The organism is Kribbella sp. NPDC026611, from assembly GCF_040638345.1.
Taxonomy (GTDB): Bacteria; Actinomycetota; Actinomycetes; order Propionibacteriales; family Kribbellaceae; genus Kribbella.
This window is the reverse complement of record NZ_JBEZYC010000003.1, coordinates 285834-301491: the sequence shown is the minus strand read 5'-3', so window position 1 is coordinate 301491 and position 15658 is coordinate 285834. Positions and strand designations below refer to the sequence as shown.

18 protein-coding genes and 1 tRNA gene are annotated in these 15658 nt (G+C 68.3%); 7 read left to right on the top strand and 12 right to left on the bottom strand.

All coding sequences use genetic code 11. The features are described from left to right. The first annotated feature begins 152 nt into the window (after window positions 1-152). Together AB0E69_RS13320 and AB0E69_RS13315 are read left to right on the top strand one after the other, a co-directional pair. Window positions 153-446: a type II toxin-antitoxin system VapB family antitoxin gene (locus AB0E69_RS13320; RefSeq protein ID WP_360143721.1), complete on the top strand. Its 294-nt coding sequence runs from the start codon at window positions 153-155 to the stop codon at window positions 444-446. A gap of 28 nt (window positions 447-474) precedes the next feature. Then, window positions 475-1038 carry a LytR C-terminal domain-containing protein gene (locus tag AB0E69_RS13315; RefSeq protein WP_360143718.1) on the top strand — a complete coding sequence of 188 codons (564 nt, stop codon included), beginning with the start codon at window positions 475-477 and terminating at the stop codon, window positions 1036-1038. On the opposite strand, the gene AB0E69_RS13310 is transcribed toward AB0E69_RS13315, so the two are convergent. Both AB0E69_RS13310 and AB0E69_RS13305 read right to left on the bottom strand, forming a co-directional pair. Beyond that, window positions 1035-2546: a potassium/proton antiporter gene (locus AB0E69_RS13310; RefSeq protein WP_360143715.1), complete on the bottom strand. Its 1512-nt coding sequence runs from the start codon at window positions 2544-2546 to the stop codon at window positions 1035-1037. The genes AB0E69_RS13315 and AB0E69_RS13310 overlap by 4 nt on opposite strands. A 44-nt stretch (window positions 2547-2590) precedes the next feature. Continuing rightward, window positions 2591-3688, bottom strand: coding sequence for a hypothetical protein (locus AB0E69_RS13305; protein WP_360143712.1), 1098 nt, complete (start codon window positions 3686-3688; stop codon window positions 2591-2593). 198 nt (window positions 3689-3886) lie between these two features. Here AB0E69_RS13305 and AB0E69_RS13300 point away from each other — a divergent pair, with 198 nt between their 5' ends. After that, window positions 3887-4180, top strand: a complete 294-nt coding sequence (locus AB0E69_RS13300; RefSeq protein WP_360143710.1) for a hypothetical protein — start codon at window positions 3887-3889, stop codon at window positions 4178-4180. Window positions 4181-4222: 42 nt separating this feature from the next. Here the strand turns inward: AB0E69_RS13300 and AB0E69_RS13295 are convergent. The 4 genes from AB0E69_RS13295 to AB0E69_RS13280 all read right to left on the bottom strand — a co-directional run bounded on the left by AB0E69_RS13295 (window position 4223) and on the right by AB0E69_RS13280 (window position 5550). Next, window positions 4223-4313, bottom strand: a tRNA-Ser gene (locus tag AB0E69_RS13295). Window positions 4314-4326: 13 nt separating this feature from the next. Beyond that, complete coding sequence (locus AB0E69_RS13290) at window positions 4327-4755, bottom strand: nucleoside deaminase (protein WP_360145907.1); 429 nt, start codon at window positions 4753-4755, stop codon at window positions 4327-4329. A 31-nt stretch (window positions 4756-4786) separates the two neighbouring features. Continuing rightward, on the bottom strand, window positions 4787-5284 hold the full coding sequence (locus tag AB0E69_RS13285) for a tRNA adenosine deaminase-associated protein (RefSeq protein ID WP_360143707.1): 498 nt from the start codon (window positions 5282-5284) through the stop codon (window positions 4787-4789). A gap of 74 nt (window positions 5285-5358) precedes the next feature. Continuing rightward, window positions 5359-5550 (bottom strand): hypothetical protein, encoded by a 192-nt coding sequence (locus AB0E69_RS13280; protein WP_360143704.1) that lies wholly within the window; start codon window positions 5548-5550, stop codon window positions 5359-5361. Between the two features lie 107 nt (window positions 5551-5657). Here AB0E69_RS13280 and upp point away from each other — a divergent pair, with 107 nt between their 5' ends. Then, the gene (gene upp, locus AB0E69_RS13275; RefSeq protein WP_360143701.1) at window positions 5658-6299 is read left to right on the top strand and encodes a uracil phosphoribosyltransferase; all 642 of its coding nucleotides are present in this window, start codon (window positions 5658-5660) and stop codon (window positions 6297-6299) included. Between the two features lie 23 nt (window positions 6300-6322). On the opposite strand, the gene AB0E69_RS13270 is transcribed toward upp, so the two are convergent. Genes AB0E69_RS13270 through AB0E69_RS13260 form a run of 3 tightly spaced genes read right to left on the bottom strand, consistent with a single transcriptional unit; the run spans window position 6323 to window position 8949 of the window. Beyond that, window positions 6323-6994 carry an SGNH/GDSL hydrolase family protein gene (locus AB0E69_RS13270; protein WP_360143698.1) on the bottom strand — a complete coding sequence of 224 codons (672 nt, stop codon included), beginning with the start codon at window positions 6992-6994 and terminating at the stop codon, window positions 6323-6325. A gap of 57 nt (window positions 6995-7051) precedes the next feature. Next, a complete protein-coding gene (locus tag AB0E69_RS13265) occupies window positions 7052-7954 on the bottom strand; it encodes a 1,4-dihydroxy-2-naphthoyl-CoA synthase (RefSeq protein ID WP_360143695.1) in 903 nt (300 codons plus the stop codon). Between the two features lie 14 nt (window positions 7955-7968). Next, complete coding sequence (locus AB0E69_RS13260) at window positions 7969-8949, bottom strand: LacI family DNA-binding transcriptional regulator (protein WP_360143692.1); 981 nt, start codon at window positions 8947-8949, stop codon at window positions 7969-7971. A gap of 177 nt (window positions 8950-9126) precedes the next feature. On the opposite strand from AB0E69_RS13260, the gene AB0E69_RS13255 reads away from it, so the two are divergent. Continuing rightward, entirely contained in the window at window positions 9127-11064 is a 1938-nt protein-coding gene (locus AB0E69_RS13255) for a Xaa-Pro dipeptidyl-peptidase (RefSeq protein WP_360143689.1), read from the top strand. Between the two features lie 447 nt (window positions 11065-11511). Here the strand turns inward: AB0E69_RS13255 and AB0E69_RS13250 are convergent, their stop codons facing one another. Beyond that, on the bottom strand, window positions 11512-12438 hold the full coding sequence (locus AB0E69_RS13250; protein WP_360143686.1) for a helix-turn-helix domain-containing protein: 927 nt from the start codon (window positions 12436-12438) through the stop codon (window positions 11512-11514). A 49-nt stretch (window positions 12439-12487) separates the two neighbouring features. Continuing rightward, window positions 12488-12925 (bottom strand): DUF4240 domain-containing protein, encoded by a 438-nt coding sequence (locus AB0E69_RS13245; protein ID WP_360143683.1) that lies wholly within the window; start codon window positions 12923-12925, stop codon window positions 12488-12490. Between the two features lie 87 nt (window positions 12926-13012). Here AB0E69_RS13245 and AB0E69_RS13240 point away from each other — a divergent pair, with 87 nt between their 5' ends. Continuing rightward, the gene (locus AB0E69_RS13240) at window positions 13013-13342 is read left to right on the top strand and encodes a PadR family transcriptional regulator (RefSeq protein ID WP_360143680.1); all 330 of its coding nucleotides are present in this window, start codon (window positions 13013-13015) and stop codon (window positions 13340-13342) included. After that, window positions 13339-14619 (top strand): hypothetical protein, encoded by a 1281-nt coding sequence (locus tag AB0E69_RS13235; protein ID WP_360143677.1) that lies wholly within the window; start codon window positions 13339-13341, stop codon window positions 14617-14619. Before AB0E69_RS13240 ends, AB0E69_RS13235 begins: the two co-directional genes overlap by 4 nt. Here AB0E69_RS13235 and AB0E69_RS13230 read toward each other — a convergent pair. Then, window positions 14597-15619, bottom strand: coding sequence for a GNAT family N-acetyltransferase (locus tag AB0E69_RS13230; protein ID WP_360143674.1), 1023 nt, complete (start codon window positions 15617-15619; stop codon window positions 14597-14599). The genes AB0E69_RS13235 and AB0E69_RS13230 overlap by 23 nt on opposite strands. Window positions 15620-15658: the final 39 nt, after the last annotated feature.

The window sequence follows — 15658 nt, the reverse complement described above, 5'->3', positions numbered from 1 at the left end:
CCCCCTTACGTATGGGCGCGCCGCACGCACCCACAGCTCCCTATCCAGCTAGGACGCCAGGACGGGCCGAAAGGTTGAGTCCTCGTACCGGTCTGTTCCAGTGACATTCATGACCTCCTCTTTGGACCTTTTACCCCGCTAGACTTCGGTGGGTGATCTTCAAGCGCGTCGGGGACGATCGGCCGTACCCGGACCACGGGCTCCAGCCGAAGGACTGGTCGTCGCTGCCTCCGCGGCAGGTGCGGCTGGACGAGCTGGTCACGACCAAGGGCACTTTGGACCTGGGCGCGCTGCTGGACGAGGACTCGACCTTCTACGGCGACCTGTTCGCGCACGTCGTCGAGTGGAAGGGCGACATGTACCTCGAGGACGGCCTGCACCGCGCGCTGCGTGCCGCGTTGCAGCAGCGTCAGGTCCTGCACGCCAGGGTCCTGGTCGTGGACTGACCATGCTTGTTCACTGGGGGTGGGGCAAGTGACCGCGATTCATCCGCAGCCGAGGCCGCACTCGCGGATCCACTGGCGGACGCCGATCACGATGGTGATCCTGCTGGGGATCCTGGCCGGTGGTGGCTGGTGGGGCTGGAAGTCGCTGATCAGCAGCAGCGCCGAGCAGACCTGCGTCGAGCAGCAGCTGCCGAACAACCGTCTGGTCCCGAAGCAGGTCGTGCTGAACGTCTACAACGGCGGCGCGCGGGCCGGTTCGGCGCAGCGGGTGGCGGACGCGCTGAAGAAGCGCGGCTTCAACATCGGCAAGGTCGCCAACGAGCCGAAGGGCAACAAGGTCGACGTCGCCGAGCTCCGTGGCGCCACGGCCAACGCCCCCGAGATCACCCTGGTGGCCGGTCAGCTCAACCAGAAGGCCGTCCCGGTCCCGGACAGCCGCACCGACCACACGGTCGACCTGGTCATCGGCGCCGGCTTCGGCTCGGTGAAACTCAAGGGCCTCCCCTCGGTCCAGGTCCCACCGGGCACCAAGGTCTGCCTCCCGGTCGTCCACTCCACCCAACCGATCCCCTCCGGCCAGAACCCGAACTAGTTCTGTTCGCGGCCCCGTTCACCGAACCAGCCGGCCAGGCGGCCGGCTCGGGAGACGGCGCGGAGGCGGCGTTCGGTTTGGTCGCGGAGGGGGCTGGGGGCGACGACGAGGAGTGAGTCGGCGGCGCGGAGAACCGTACGGCGGTCCGGGACGAAGGCTCGGTCGTCGCGGATGATCAGCGAGACCGAGACGCCAGGCGGTAGCCGCAGTTCGGCGATCTCGACGCCGGCCAGGCGGGACTCGCTGGGGACGTGGACCTGGAGCATGTCGGCGCCCAGGGACTCCAGCGGGGCGACGTCGATGTCGACCTCGACCGTCGCGTTCTCGTCGAGGACCTTCAGCCGGCGCGCCAGCCAAGGCAGCGACGGGCCCTGAAGGAGCGTGAAGAGGAAGACCAGGACGAAGACCACATCGAAGACCCGGTCCGCCTGAGGGACCCCGGCCGCCAGCGGGATCGTCGCCAGCACGATCGGCACCGCCCCGCGCAACCCCGCCCAGGCGATGAAGGTCTGCTCGCTCCAAGGCAACCGGAACGGCGCCGCCGACAGAGCCACCGCCGCGAACCGCCCCACGACGGTCACCGCGATCCCGATCACCAGCGCGATCAGCGCGTCGTCCCACCCGATCCGCCCCGGCGATGCGAGCAACCCGAGCATGATGAACAGCCCGATCTGCGCCAGCCAGGCGATCCCGTCCACGAACGACCGCGTCGCTATCCGGTGCGGCAACTCCGCCCGCCCGAGCACCAGCGACGTCACGTACACCGCCGCGAAGCCGGAGACGTGGAGCAGGACGGACCCACCGGCGTACGAGATGATCGCCAGCGACAGCACCGCGAGCGGGTAAAGCCCGGCCGACCCGAGCGCGACCCGTCGGAGCGCGCCCACGCTTGCCCAACCGATCACGAAGCCGAACAAGGCACCAACGACAAGCTCGTAGGCCACTAGGCCCGCGAAGCGCAGGATGCCCTCGTCACCGATCCCGCCTGAACTCACGAGGGTGACTAGCAAAACGGTCGGGGCATCGTTCAGACCGGATTCGGCTTCGAGCGCGCCGCGGAGACGAGGTCGAACGGCCACACGACGCAGTACCGAGAACACAGCCGCCGCGTCGGTCGGGGACGTCACGGCTCCCAGCAGTACGGCGAGCTGCCAGTCGAAGCCGAGCAGGTAATGCGCCACGCAGGCGACCACCGTCGTACTCATCGCGACTCCGACAGTTGCCAGCACGACCCCCAGCGGCAGGACCGGACGTACTTCGTGCCACCGGGTCGTCAACCCGCCCTCGGTCAGGATGATCACCAACGCCCCGAACCCCAGCGCATGCGCCACCTGCGCGTCCGAGAAATGAATGTGCCCGGGCCCCGACTCGCCGAGCACGAGCCCGATCCCGAGGTAGATCAGCAGCGACGGCAACCCGAATCGTCCGGTCAACCGGACGGCAACGATAGTGACCAACAGGACACCGGCCCCCACTAGCAGAACCCGGTCGAGCACCTCAACGTCCATGGGGTCCTCTTCTGCGTCGGGTTCGGCGCCGGTAGGACAGCAGCCTACAAGTCGAGGTCCCCGAGTCCGGTGAATACAGCCCCCGACAAACAGTCGGCGAGACGATAGACCGCTGGCTTATCGAAACCCTGTGGTTCGGGTTTCAACTGGTATGGGAGAGGACTGAACGCGTGCCCGTCGGCCTCGTACTGGGCGCGCTGCTCCTCCGTAGGTGGCCGGAACTTTCCCTGGCGCCGCGTAGGCATTGGGTCGTGCACGCTGATCACCCCCAACTCCCACAGGAGGTGAAGGGATCCGTAGGTCTCACCGCTTACCCCGTACTCCTCCCACCGCTGGCTCTGGGTGAGCGGGACACCGTTCACCATCCAGTCCTCATGCTGACCGCCGTACCGCTGATACGCGTGAAAAACGGTCAGCAACATCACAATCTCGCGTGGTCGTAGCACCAAGTGCCAGCCGTTGGTGAAGAACGAATCTGGCAGGACGATGGTCTCGTCCTGTGGGCCGGGTGGGGCGTAATCCTCGCCAGAGCCGTCTTCGGCCAGCAACACGAACCCTTCGATCGTCCGCTGCCCACCAGCGCTCCCCAGCCGGACGAGCCCTGCGGTCTCGAGGGCCTCCAGATCCCGCCACATTCGCTCGCGCCGGGCCCGTGCCGTACCGCGCCCGCGACCGCAGAGAACCGACCACGGGACCTCACCCCGGTATTGGCCGGAGGCCGTGCGCCGACCGTTCTCGAAGGCCCGGGACTCTTGCGCGTTGAGGGTGTACAGCACAGAGAGGTAGGTGTTCAAGCTGGAACCCCCCTTGTGAGCCACCAAGCGACCGAGTGGCCGTCGGGTCCTCAGGTCGTAGGCGAACTGCTCAACCCGGTCCCATCCGGGCGGCCAGGGATTACCGCCCAGGCTCGGCGGAAGGGGCCGAGGCGGATCGATGTGAATGCCGGTTGCTCGCAACCGTACGTCGGGTATCTCACGGAACTTCCTGTACTCATCCAGCGCGTCCAGGATGGCCGGCTGGCTTTCGTCCAGCTCGCGCTGGCGGCGAGCCCGAATCTCCTGAGCTCGCCGATCGGCTTCGCGCGCATACACCGCCTGCTTCTGCAGCCGAGTCTCGGCATCAACCCGAAGACGTCTCGACACGCTTCCTCCATCGACAATTTCCCTCGATGTAGCGGGCCATGACGTGGCGGGACACCGATAGTCGATATTTAACACGATGCTAGATGTGTCCCGCTACCTCGAGTCGGACGCTCCGGCATCTCACGTCATAGGCAAGTTTGTCGCCAGCTCGATCCAGGTCGACAGTTGCTCACGGAGCGACGAACGAGGGAGAGAGCAGTGGGCTGGACGGGAGACGTGTGCCGAACCATCGGCAAGGCGATCGAGGAAGAGAAGCGGACTCCACGGCTGATCGCGATCATCTGCGCAATCACCGCCTGCCTTGCGCTGCTGGTCATTGTCTGGGCTATCGCGCGGTCGATCGCCGGCCCAAACCCTTACCCCACGCAGACGAAAACCCTGACGCATCACACGGCATCAGGGTCTTCGGCCTGGCTCCGTCCCGAAGAACGGTTGGCGGTGGCGGAGGGAACCGTCGCAGGCTCCTCCCAAATCCCACAGCACTTGATATGAGGTTGAATGATCCCACACTGCGTGCGGGATCATTCAACCTCATGGCGGTGGCGGAGGGATTTGAACCCTCGGACGGGGGTTGCCCGTCACGCGCTTTCGAGGCGCGCTCCTTCGGCCGCTCGGACACGCCACCGCCGAGGACACTATCAAGGTCTGTGGCTGAGGAAGAAATCGCGCAGCCGCGCACCCGCCTCGTCGGCCATCACACCGCCCACGACCTCGGGCCGGTGGTTCAGCCGGCGGTCCCGGACGACGTCCCACAACGAGCCAACCGCGCCGGCCTTCTCGTCGTACGCCGCGAAGACCAGCCGCTCCAGCCGGGACAGCACGATCGCCCCGGCGCACATCGTGCACGGCTCCAGCGTGACGACCAGCGTGCACCCGGTCAGCCGCCACTCGCCGACGTACCGGGCCGCCGCACGGATCGCGACCACCTCGGCGTGCGCCGTCGGGTCCCCGGTCGTCTCGCGCTCGTTGTGCCCGCGCCCGATCACCTCGCCGGACTCGTCCACCACCACGGCCCCGATCGGTACGTCGGGCAGCGCCTTCTCGCCCTCCGCCAGCGCGAGGGTCATCAGCCGCGACCACTCGCGCCGCAGCACCGGGCTAGCCAATGGCTTCGATCGCCTCGTGGAACTGGTTGCCGAAGCCGAGGGCGTCCGCGACCTCCTCGAGCATCTCCTCCGGGTACAGGTCGACGTCGTCGCACAGCGCACCCAGGTCCATCGCGCTCATCCCGAGGTCGGCGATGATCGCCAGGTCCCCGGCCGGCACCTGCTCGTCGTCGTCATCGGCGAGCGGGATGTCCAGCTCGTCGACGATCTGCCGGGCCAGCGGCCACTCGGTCGCGGCGGTGACGTCGGAGATCAGCAGCCGGGCCCGGCCGCCGAGCACCCGGACCAGGACGAAGAAGTCCTCGTCGACCGAGATCATCCCCAGGACGCCGGCCTCACCGGGGTACCGCAGCAGCGCGGACACGAGCGAGGACAGGTCCGGCTCGCCGCGCAGCACCAGCGGGGTCACGGTCCAGACCCCGTCCTCGGTGTAAGCGGCGACCGCGAAGTCGAGGTCGGTGGTCAACGGCCCTGCCATGGCATCGGACACCGGAACATCGTCCCAGACCCAAGGCTGCCAAGCGATCTCGGAGGGATATCAGATACGCCAACACCGGTCAACAGTCAGTGATGGTACGTCGCTCTCCGCATTGCCTCGCGCAACCGGCGGACCCGGGCCCGCCGCGGCGCGATCCGGTCGCGCAACGCCTTCGCCTCGTCCAGCTCGCGGAGGAACTCGGCGCGCCGGCGCAGCCGGTCGAGATCCCGGCGGGGGACCACCAGCCGCGGCTTCGGCTCAACGGACTTCTCGGTCATCGGCGGACTCCCTGCGGGGCGAGTTCAGGGCAGATTCCAATGCACTTTTGATTCTTCCAGGCGGCGACGTTTCCGGTGGCGAATCGCCGACGGTAGCGTTCGGGCTTATGCAGATCCTCGTCGTGGACCACCCGCTCGTCGCTCACAAGCTCACCGCGCTGCGGGACGAGAACACGGACTCACCCACGTTCCGCCGGTTGACCGAGGAGCTGGTCACGCTGCTCGCCTACGAGGCGACCCGCGACGTCCGCACCGGTCCGGTCACCGTCCAGACGCCCGTTGCCGAGGCGGAGGGCGTCAAGCTGACCACCCCGAAGCCGCTGGTCGTGCCGATCCTGCGGGCGGGCCTGGGCATGCTCGAGGGCATGTCGCGATTGCTGCCGACGGCGGAGGTCGGCTTCCTCGGCATGATCCGCAACGAGGAGACGCTGACGGCGTCGACATACGCCGAGCGTCTGCCGGAGGACCTGTCCGGCCGCCAGTGCTACGTGCTGGACCCGATGCTGGCCACTGGTGGCACGCTCGCCGCCGCCATCCAGTTCTTGGTGGACCGCGGCGCCGACCACATCACCGCCATCTGCCTACTTGCCGCTCCTGAAGGCGTGGAGCGGGTGGAACGCGAGCTGACGCACCTCGACGTCCCCTGCAACCTGGTGATCGCCGGCATGGACTCCCACCTGAACGACAAGGGCTACATCGTGCCCGGGTTGGGCGATGCAGGAGACCGGCTGTACGGCGTCGCTCAGTAAAGAAGACGGAGCTGGCTCGGAGGTTAGTTGAGCTTGGCCTCGGCCAGGTCGGCGAGTGCGGCGTAGCCGGTGTCGGACGGGTGGGCGTCGCCGTCACGGCACAGGAGCGTATACGTGCACAACGCCGTACCGCCTCCGGCGTCGAAGACCGGCATCGGGTCCACGAACTGCGCGCGGGCAGCGGCCAGCCTGGCGATCGCCGCCGGCGCACCGTCGACGATGCACTGCACGTTGCCGTTGCAGGAGGCAACGAAGTCGTTGGCGTCGTTGCCCCACAACGACACGGTGACCAGGTCCACCCGCCCGCGGTGCGCCCGCAGGAACTCGGTCGCCGCGTCGAGCTGCGGCGCGGAGAACGTGTCGTGCAGAGGGAATCCGGCGGCGCTCCACGGACACGATCCGGAGGCGAAACTTGCGGTCGTCTCTCCCGGGCAGCCGTAGTTCACCAGCTCAGGAAGCCGGCCGGCGTGCCGCAGCCGCGCTGCGAGCAGGTCGGCGTACCCCGTCCGGAAAGCGCTCGGCGGCTGTCCGACCTTCACCCGCTGGAAGCCGTACGCCAGCGAATCGCCCAGCGCGAGGTGGTACCGAAGCGCCGGAGCCGCGGACGCCGGCACAGCTGTCACCGTCGCCAGCACCCCAGCCAGCACAGCAGCCAGTACAGCGACCGATGCCTCGACCCACCGTGATCGTGCCATCGTTGCCCCCTCACCCGTTCCGCCTATGGTCGGGGAACGAGGCAGGTCCGGCAAGGGCTAGAACGCGTACGGGAACTGGGACCAGTCGGCTGGGCGCTTCTCCAGGAACGAGTCGCGGCCCTCGGCGGCTTCGTCGGTGCCGTAGGCGAGGCGGGTCGCTTCGCCGGCGAAGATCTGCTGGCCGACCAGGCCGTCGTCGATCAGGTTGAAGGAGTACTTCAGCATCCGCTGCGCGGTCGGGGACTTCGCGCAGATCCGCTTGCCCCAGTCCAGCGCGACCTTCTCCAGCTCGGCGTGCGGGACGACCCGGTTCACCATGCCCATCCGGTACGCGTCCTCGGCGGAGTACTCCTCGGCCAGGAAGAAGATCTCGCGCGCGAACTTCTGCCCGACCTGCCGGGCCAGGTACGCCGACCCGTAGCCGCCGTCGAACGACGCGACATCCGCGTCGGTCTGCTTGAACCGCGCATGCTCCGCCGAGGCCAGCGTCAGGTCCGCGACGACGTGCAGGCTGTGGCCGCCACCCGCGGCCCAACCCGGGACGACGCAGATGACGACCTTCGACATGAAACGGATCAGCCGTTGTACTTCGAGGATGTGCAGCCGGCCCGACTTCGCCGGGTCGATCGACTCCGCGGTCGTGCCCTCGGCGTACCGGTAACCGTCCTTGCCGCGGATCCGCTGGTCGCCGCCGGAGCAGAACGCCCAGCCGCCGTCCTTCGGCGAGGGCCCGTTCCCGGTCAGCAGCACGCAGCCGACGTCGGTCGACATCCGCGCGTGGTCGAGCACCCGGTACAGCTCGTCGACCGTGTGCGGACGGAACGCGTTGCGCACCTCCGGCCGGTTGAACGCGATCCGCACCACACCGGCGTCGACCGCACGGTGGTAGGTGATGTCGGTCAGGTCGAAGCCGTCGACCGGCTTCCAGGCCGACTCGTCGAAGATCTCGGAAACGGTCACCTGTGGAGCATATTTCAGCCGCGGGCGGTGCTGTCCCGCAGGACGACCTCGGCCTTGAACGTCTCGGTGGTCGCGTCGCCGCCCTGGATCGCGAGCTCCAGCGCCCGGCGGCCCATCTGCTCCAACGGCAGCCGCACGGTGGTCAGACCCGGCCACACATCCCGCAGGGTGGCGATGTCGTCGAAGCCGGCCACCCCCAGCTGCCCGGGTATGTCGACGCCGCGCACGCGCAGCGCGGAGATCGCGCCGACGGCCATCACGTCATTCACCGCGAAGATGCAGTCGATGTCGGCGTGCCGGTCGATCAGCTGCAAGGCCGCGGCGTGACCACCGTCGCGGGTGAATTCGCCGGTCTCGATCGCGACCGGCCGCAAACCCGTCTCGGCCAGGCCGGCCACGAACCCGTCGCGCCGATCCCGTGCGGTCGCGAGACTCTCCGGGCCACCGAGGACGGCGAACTTGCGCCAGCCGAGCCCGACCAGCTCGCGGGCCAGATCGGCCGCACCGGCCCGGTTGTCCGGCTCGACGGTGTGCGCGGGCATGCCGGACTGGCTCACCAGCGCGAGACCGGCCCCGGAGTTGAGGAAGCTCTCGACCTCGGCCGCCGTACGCCGCAGGCTCTCGGCGTCGGTGCGCCGGCTGCCGATCATCACCGCGGCTCGCGCTCGCTGCGCGCGCAAAGATGACAGGTAAGCAATCTCACGGTCGGCGTCACGGAACGTGCTGGCCATCATCACCAGCAGGTTGCGTTCGTCCGCGGCGCGCATCACCCCGTTCGCAATCGCGGCGAAGTACGGGTCCTCGATGTCGTGCACCAGGATGCCGACCACGTTGGTGGAGGACTTGGCGAGGGCCTGCGCCTGCGCGTTCGGCGTGTATCCGAGCTCGTCCGCGGCGGCTTTCACCCGCTCCTGCAGTTCCGGGCGGGGTACGCGGTCCCCGCCGTTCAGCACGCGGGAGGCGGTCGCGACCGACACACCCGCACGCTGTGCCACGTCCAGCAATGTCACCGGTGCTCGCAGATTCACTGGCCTACCCTTTCGTGCGCTCCCCCGGGGCGGTGGCGGTCACCATATCGGACCTGTCCATCATCACGCTGAGTGGCGGGCAAGTCGCTGCCAATCTCGGTAGAACCTGGCTTTGCGGCCCGGGAGTGACTAGCCTTCCGAGCCATGACGTCCGTCCGCGCCAGGGTGACGATCCTGGTCTCGTCCGCCGTGCTGAGTCTCGGGTCTGTGACCGTCAGCGGTGCCGCCGTGGCTGCCCCGGTCCCGGACGGATCCGGCGCGCCCGGCCCGGCCGTCACCAGTGTGCCGCAGCACGTCGACCAGCGGACGAAGAGCACCCAGCCGGTGTACGACTACGCCGCCGCGATCCGCGAGTCGGTGTACGTCGACACCACGATGGACACCGACTCCGACGGCAAGAACGACGTGATCGCGGTCGACATCGTCCGGCCGAGCGAGACCGCGCTGACCGGCGTGAAGATCCCGGTGATCATGGACGCCTCGCCGTACTACACCTGCTGCGGACGCGGGAACGAGAGCGAGAAGAAGACGTACGACGCCGACGGCGTGATCCGGAAGATGCCGTTGTTCTACGACAACTACTTCGTACCGCGCGGGTACGCGATGGTCGGCGTTGACATCGTCGGCACCGGCCGGTCGACCGGCTGCGGTGACGTCGGTGGCCCCAACGAGATCCAGTCCGTTGTCGACGTCATCGACTGGTTGAACGGGCGCAACACCGCACACACTGCCGACGGGCAGAAGGTGTCGGCGTCGTGGACGACGGGCGCGGTCGGGATGATCGGCAAGTCGTACGACGGGACGCTCGCCAACGGCGTCGCGGCGACCGGCGTGAAGGGCCTGAAGACGATCGTGCCGATCTCGGCGATCTCCTCCTGGTACGACTACACGCGGTCGGGCGGAGTGCCGTACTCCGACGACTACATGCCCTGGCTGGGCGCGTACGTCGGTCATGACAGCCCGGCGTGTGACGACGTACGTGGGGACCTCGGGGACAACGACGACGACGAGACCGGGAACTACACGTCGTTCTGGGCGGCCCGGGACTATTTGAAGAACGCGTCGAAGGTGAAAGCTTCGGTCTTCATGACGCACGGGCTGAGCGACTACAACGTGCAGACGAACCACTTCTCGCAGTGGTGGTCGGCGCTGTCGCGGAACAAGGTGCCCCGGAAGCTGTGGCTCGGGCTCGAGGACCATGTGGATCCGTTCGAGTTCCGGCGGGACGAGTGGGTCGACGAGCTGCACCAGTGGTTCGACTACTGGCTGCAGGGCCTGCAGAACGGGGTGATGAAGGACCCGATGGTCTCGGTGGAGACCTCGCCGGACGTGTGGCGGAACTACCAGACCTGGCCGGCCGTGAACCGGCCGCTGCCGGTGCCGCTGGCCGCCGGGAAGTTGGGGGCCCTGGGCAAGGGTTCGGTCACGGTGACGGACGACCCGGACCTGACCGAGGACGACATCGTCGCGGATCCGTCGGAGGTGATCGCGGGGCGGCAGATGTTCCTCTCCGCACCACTGCCGGCGCCGGTCCGGATCAGCGGTACGGCGTCGGTGACGCTGAAGGTGAAGTCGGACTCGGCCACCACCCCGATCACCGCGCGGCTGATCGAGTACGGCGATGCGGAGCGGTACTCCGGGATCCGGCGTACCGACGACAGCACCTGTGAAGGCTCGAGCACCGACTACGACGACAGCTGCTACTTCACGGTCGAGAAGCTCACGACCGAGTCCGACCACGGCATCGTCAGCCGCGGCTGGATCGACGCCGCCCACTCGAAGTCGCTGTCGAACCCGACCCCGCTGACGCCGGGCAAGTGGACGACGGTCAACGTCCCGCTCCGGGCCCAGGACGAGGTCATCCCGAAGGGCCGCATCCTCGGCCTCGCAGTCACCCTCTCCGACACCGAGTGGACCTCCCCCAACGACACCGGCGCCACCATCGACATCGACCTGACCGCCAGCAAACTCAACCTCCCGGTCACCTCAGGCCACCTGACGGCCCCCACGGCCCCCCAATCCATCCAGGTCAAGATCACCACCCCCACCCAACGCCCCAACCTCCACGACCCCAAGAACTAAAGGGTTTGCTGGGTAGCTGAGGTCGCCCCACGCGCCCACTACGCGCGGCTCCTTCGTCGCCGTGCTACGCAGGCGCTCCCACCCACCCCGCGCTGAGCGCGCGGAACCTGCGGGCTGCCGCCCGCGACCTGAGCGCTGCCGCGCTCGAGTGAAAGCGGGTGGTCACGCCGAGCCGAATTCACTTGCGGGGCTGCTCGTCGCCGGGCGGAGTGGTGCTCGCGTCCGCCTGTCATCCGTCCGAGCTGCGCCTGCCTGACGTGGAGCGACGGCGCTCACCACCCTCGCCACCCCGACCCCACGTGCCCCCGTCCGCAACCCCACCCTTGTCGTCACCGGACTCCACGTGCCTCGCGCTTGCAGCTCATCCTTGTCGTCGCTCGGGTCAGGATGCCTGGTCGTGCGGAGGCCGCCCCTTGTCATCGCACCTCGGGTATCAGTCCTTCGGGACTACTTGCCTTCGGCTACGAAGTGCATGGGGTCGCCGAAGCCTAGGTCGGTGATGCCGGCGGTGTAGAAGGCGCCGATCAGGAGTGAGCGGCGGTGGGCGGCGAAGGTCAGGACGTGGGCGATCATGCCGCCGTAGGTGAAGACCCGCGGCGGCTCGCAGGTCGTGTCCACGAAGCTGTCGTCGAAGCGGCCGTCGGTGTTCAGTTGGTGGACCAGGGCAACGAACCGGGAGCCGGCGTCCGCGTGCCGCGTGCGCAGGTCGGGGATCGGGGTGGTGACCGACGTACCGCAATCAGGGACCTGGAAGGGGCGGTCCTCCACCGAGGCCAGCCACATCTCCTCCTGCCAGACCAAGCGGTCCAGCAGGTAGCGGATCGAGATGTCGTCGTCGATGCCCTCGACCGACAGCTCGATGGGCCGGTCCAGCGTTGCCGCGTCCAACCGGGCGCCGCGTTCGATCATCTCGCCGGTGAGCCACACGTGATGCTCGACCATGCGTACCAGTACGTCCATTCCTCTGACCTTTCGACGGGCCGGCAGTCTGAGGCCGGCCGGGGGCTGGAAGTGCACTCCGCTGGGCGCCGCGAGGAAGAAGACCCGCGACGGCTCCCGCCGCCACTCCCGCGGCGACATCCCATAAGCGCGGACGAACGCGCGCGTGAACGCCTCGTGCGAGCCGTAGCCCGCCTCCACCGCCACGTCGAGGACGGCGATCTCCTCGGCCAGCAAGCGGTACGCCGCCCGCTCCAGCAGCACCCGCCGCCGGAACGCGAACGGCGACTCGCCTGCTACCGCACCGATCACCCGATCGAAATGGAAACGCGACAGGTGCACCCGCCCGGCGAGCTCGGCACCGTTCACCGTCTCGCCCGGGCCGGCCATCCCGGCCGCCACCACCCCGACAAACTCCTCGAACACGTCCGCCATGCCCACCACTCTCCCGCGCCGCCCCCCGATCGCACTTGATCGAAATTGCTCAACCGTTCAGGTGCGGCCATCCGTCAGCATTCGAGAACGACTCGTACGAGTACTCCGTACCGCGGTCCCACTCCTCCCCGGTCAACTCACGGAACGCCTCGTCCGGCACGGTCAGCAACGACTCGGCCCACACGTCGTCCTCGGCGTACGGCGTGAACGCGACCCGATCCCGCAGTACCGACTCGTAGACCTTCCGCCCCGCCGCAACGACCGCGGCCCGCGTGTACAGGAAGGCGTCCCCCGACATCTCCTTGCCGTACTCCTCCCGATCAAGCTGGTACAGCAACCGCGACAGCTGCTCGGCGAAGCCGGTGACGAGTTCGACCGGTCCGCGCGACAACCGATCGACCAGCGCCTGCGCCAGCTCTTCCCCCTCCTCGTCCGCACCCTCCGGACGGCACTCCTCGATCAGCTGCCAGAACTCGTTCTCATCCATGCCCGACAGCATGCCGTATCAGGCTGCCTACTGGAGTACTCCGCATTGTGTAGTACTCTTCTCACCAGAACACCAGAGGAGGGTTTGATGGATACCAGTCAGCTGCTCAAGGGTGTCCTCGATCTGGCGGTGCTCGCAGTACTGCGAGACGCGGACGGCTACGGGTACGACGTACTCCGCCGGCTCCGCGCGGCCGGGCTCGAGGACGTCGCGGACGCATCGGTGTACGGGACACTGCGCCGCCTGTTCGCGGCCGGCGCGCTGACGACGTACGTCCAGCCGAGCGAGGAAGGCCCGCACCGGAAGTACTACGGGCTGAATCCGGTCGGCCGTGACCTCCTCAAGCGGTCCACTCAGACCTGGAATCACTTCGCCGACACGATGTCGGTCCTACTGCTGGAGAAGGAGGCCGCGTGAACAGCACTCTGACCGGAGCGGTCGCGATCTACCTGGCCCAGGTCCGGGCCGAGCTCAGCGACCTCCCGCCGGGTGAGCTGGAGGACGTGCTCGAGGACGTCGGCAGTCACCTCACCGAGGTGGCCGGCGAGCTCGGCGAGGACCCCTCGCTCACGGCTCTGCAGGAGCGCCTCGGCACCCCGCGGCAGTATGCCGACGAGCTGCGTTCCGCGGCCGGCTACCCGCCCCGCCCCACCCCGGTCAATGCGGACAACCTGGACGCCGGCCGGAAGGCCCTGCGCTGGGGCCTGATCGCCGCCACCGTCGGACCGTTCTTCATCCTCATCGGCCTGCTCGCCTGGAACCGGGAGCAAACCTCGTTCTTCGGCCTGCTCGGCATCGCGGTGGTGTTCGTCGCCGCCTTGATCGGCGTCCAGTCTCTGCGCGGCCAGGATCCGCGGATCGTTCTCGACACCCCGCGCGGCGCCCGCGGCGCAGCCGGTATCCGCGGCTGGATCGAGCAGATCCCGCCGAACATCCGGCAGGACCTGGTCGCGATCGGCCAGCCGGTCTGGTGGGTGGTGCGCGGTGTGATCGGCGCCGGCGGGTTCTTCGCGCTGTTCGGCTCCGCACCGGTCGCGGTGGTCGCGTCGATCGCCGGCGCCGCGGTGTCGATCTGGATCGGCCGCAAGACCCAGCGGGACCGCCGCTGGCTCTGGTACGTCGTACCGCTCAACGTGGTCGCCGCGATCGCCGTACCGGCCGTCCTCGCCGCCGCGTACGTCGGCGCGGCGCCGGACCTGTTCGCGAACTACAACGGCTACCGCGGCAGCTCGAACTATCAGCCGTCCCAGGACGGCCTGTTCCTGAACGGGAACCGGATCGACAACATCTACCCGTTCGATGCCCAGGGCAAGCAGGTCGACGTCCGGCTGTACGACCAGAGCGGGAACCCGATCGAGCTCAACCTGCAGGACTGCGCGGCGAACTACGGCCAGCCGTCGGGGCAGACAGTCAGCAACCTGTTCCCGCAGGCCGTCGTGGTGCCGGACGAGAACGGCGCCACCGACGAGACGAACTGCAAGGACAGCACCAAGGCGCCGTTCGTCCCACCGCCGGCCCCGGCCACCCGGATCACACCGACCCCCACGCCGGAGCCGTCGGGAAAGCCGAGCGCCACGCCGCCCTCGGCCACGGCGTCGATCGTCCCGCCGGCGTCGGTCCCGCCGACCGCCCGGCCGTCCGGGCCACCGACGCCGCGCTCCGGCGCGACCCTCACCGTCGAGCCGACCCGCTGAGCTCCTTCGTCAACCGCACAGCACCGGCCGGTGCTGGATCGTCGGACAGCACGAAGCCGGCCTTCTCGTAGAAACGGATGTTCCGCTCGCTGCGCTCTCCCGTGAAGAGTGCGGCGGTCGGAACCCCCGCGGGCGTCTGACTCTCGGCGTACTCCAGCAACCGCCGCCCGAGTCCCGTGCCACGCTGATCCGGCGCCACCATCAACCGCCCGATCTCCCAGGCCTCCCCATCCCGCCGGGCCCGGACCGAACCAACCAAACGACCGCGTGACCGAATGATCCACGTCGACCACTCGGTCAGCCCGGCGCGCACCTGATCTGCGGTCTCCGTCAGCGCCGGCAGATCGAGCCGCTCGTTCGCGATCGCCTCGTCGACCCAGCTGCACCGCTGCAACACCACCAACTCGTCCACGTCGTCGGCGGTCGCGGCGACGATCGACTCGGCCCGATACAGCGGCCGCAGTACGTCGGCCACCTGCACAAGCTCCCGTACGGCGTCCCGCACGCGCTCGTCCAGCGCGTCCGACTCAACCACCGCACCGTCCCGGATCGCGTCCGGGATCCGCAGGAAGATGTCGTTGCCGGTCGACAGCATCCGGAGCGACGCAGCCACGCTCCGCGCCATCTGCACGCCGCGCGTCCCCGCCGATGTGTTGCCGTACCCAACAAAGACGCACGGCTTCCACGCCCACTCGCTGTCCAGGTAGTCGAACGCGTTCTTCAGCGTCGCCGGCATCGAGAAGTTGTACTCACTCGTCACGAACACGAACGCGTCCGCCGCCGCGACCTGGCGGCTCCACGCGCGACTGTGCTCGTGCTGGTAGACGCCGGTGGACGGGTGCTCCGGCTCGTCCAGGAACGGCAGGTTCACCTCGGCCAGATCGGCCACCTCTAGCTCGACATCCTCGCCCGCGGCCGCGCGGACGAACCAGTCGCCGATCGCCGGACCGAGCCGTCCCGGCCGGGTGCTGGCGATCACGACAAGAATTTTCTTTGACATGTCAAAGAGCGTAGCTCGCTTCTTTGACATGTCAAAGAG

Bases quoted from the DNA above. Each gene is read 5' to 3' on its own strand.
- upp (WP_360143701.1), top strand. From the start codon at position 5,658: ATGCAGATCCTCGTCGTGGACCACCCGCTCGTCGCTCACAAGCTCACC.
- AB0E69_RS13240 (WP_360143680.1), top strand. From the start codon at position 13,013: ATGGATACCAGTCAGCTGCTCAAGGGTGTCCTCGATCTGGCGGTGCTC.
- AB0E69_RS13245 (WP_360143683.1), bottom strand. From the start codon at position 12,925: ATGGATGAGAACGAGTTCTGGCAGCTGATCGAGGAGTGCCGTCCGGAG.
- AB0E69_RS13290 (WP_360145907.1), bottom strand. From the start codon at position 4,755: ATGACCCTCGCGCTGGCGGAGGGCGAGAAGGCGCTGCCCGACGTACCG.
- AB0E69_RS13230 (WP_360143674.1), bottom strand. From the start codon at position 15,619: ATGTCAAAGAAAATTCTTGTCGTGATCGCCAGCACCCGGCCGGGACGG.
- AB0E69_RS13310 (WP_360143715.1), bottom strand. From the start codon at position 2,546: ATGGACGTTGAGGTGCTCGACCGGGTTCTGCTAGTGGGGGCCGGTGTC.
- AB0E69_RS13250 (WP_360143686.1), bottom strand. From the start codon at position 12,438: ATGGCGGACGTGTTCGAGGAGTTTGTCGGGGTGGTGGCGGCCGGGATG.
- AB0E69_RS13255 (WP_360143689.1), top strand. From the start codon at position 9,127: ATGACGTCCGTCCGCGCCAGGGTGACGATCCTGGTCTCGTCCGCCGTG.
- AB0E69_RS13270 (WP_360143698.1), bottom strand. From the start codon at position 6,994: ATGGCACGATCACGGTGGGTCGAGGCATCGGTCGCTGTACTGGCTGCT.
- AB0E69_RS13280 (WP_360143704.1), bottom strand. From the start codon at position 5,550: ATGACCGAGAAGTCCGTTGAGCCGAAGCCGCGGCTGGTGGTCCCCCGC.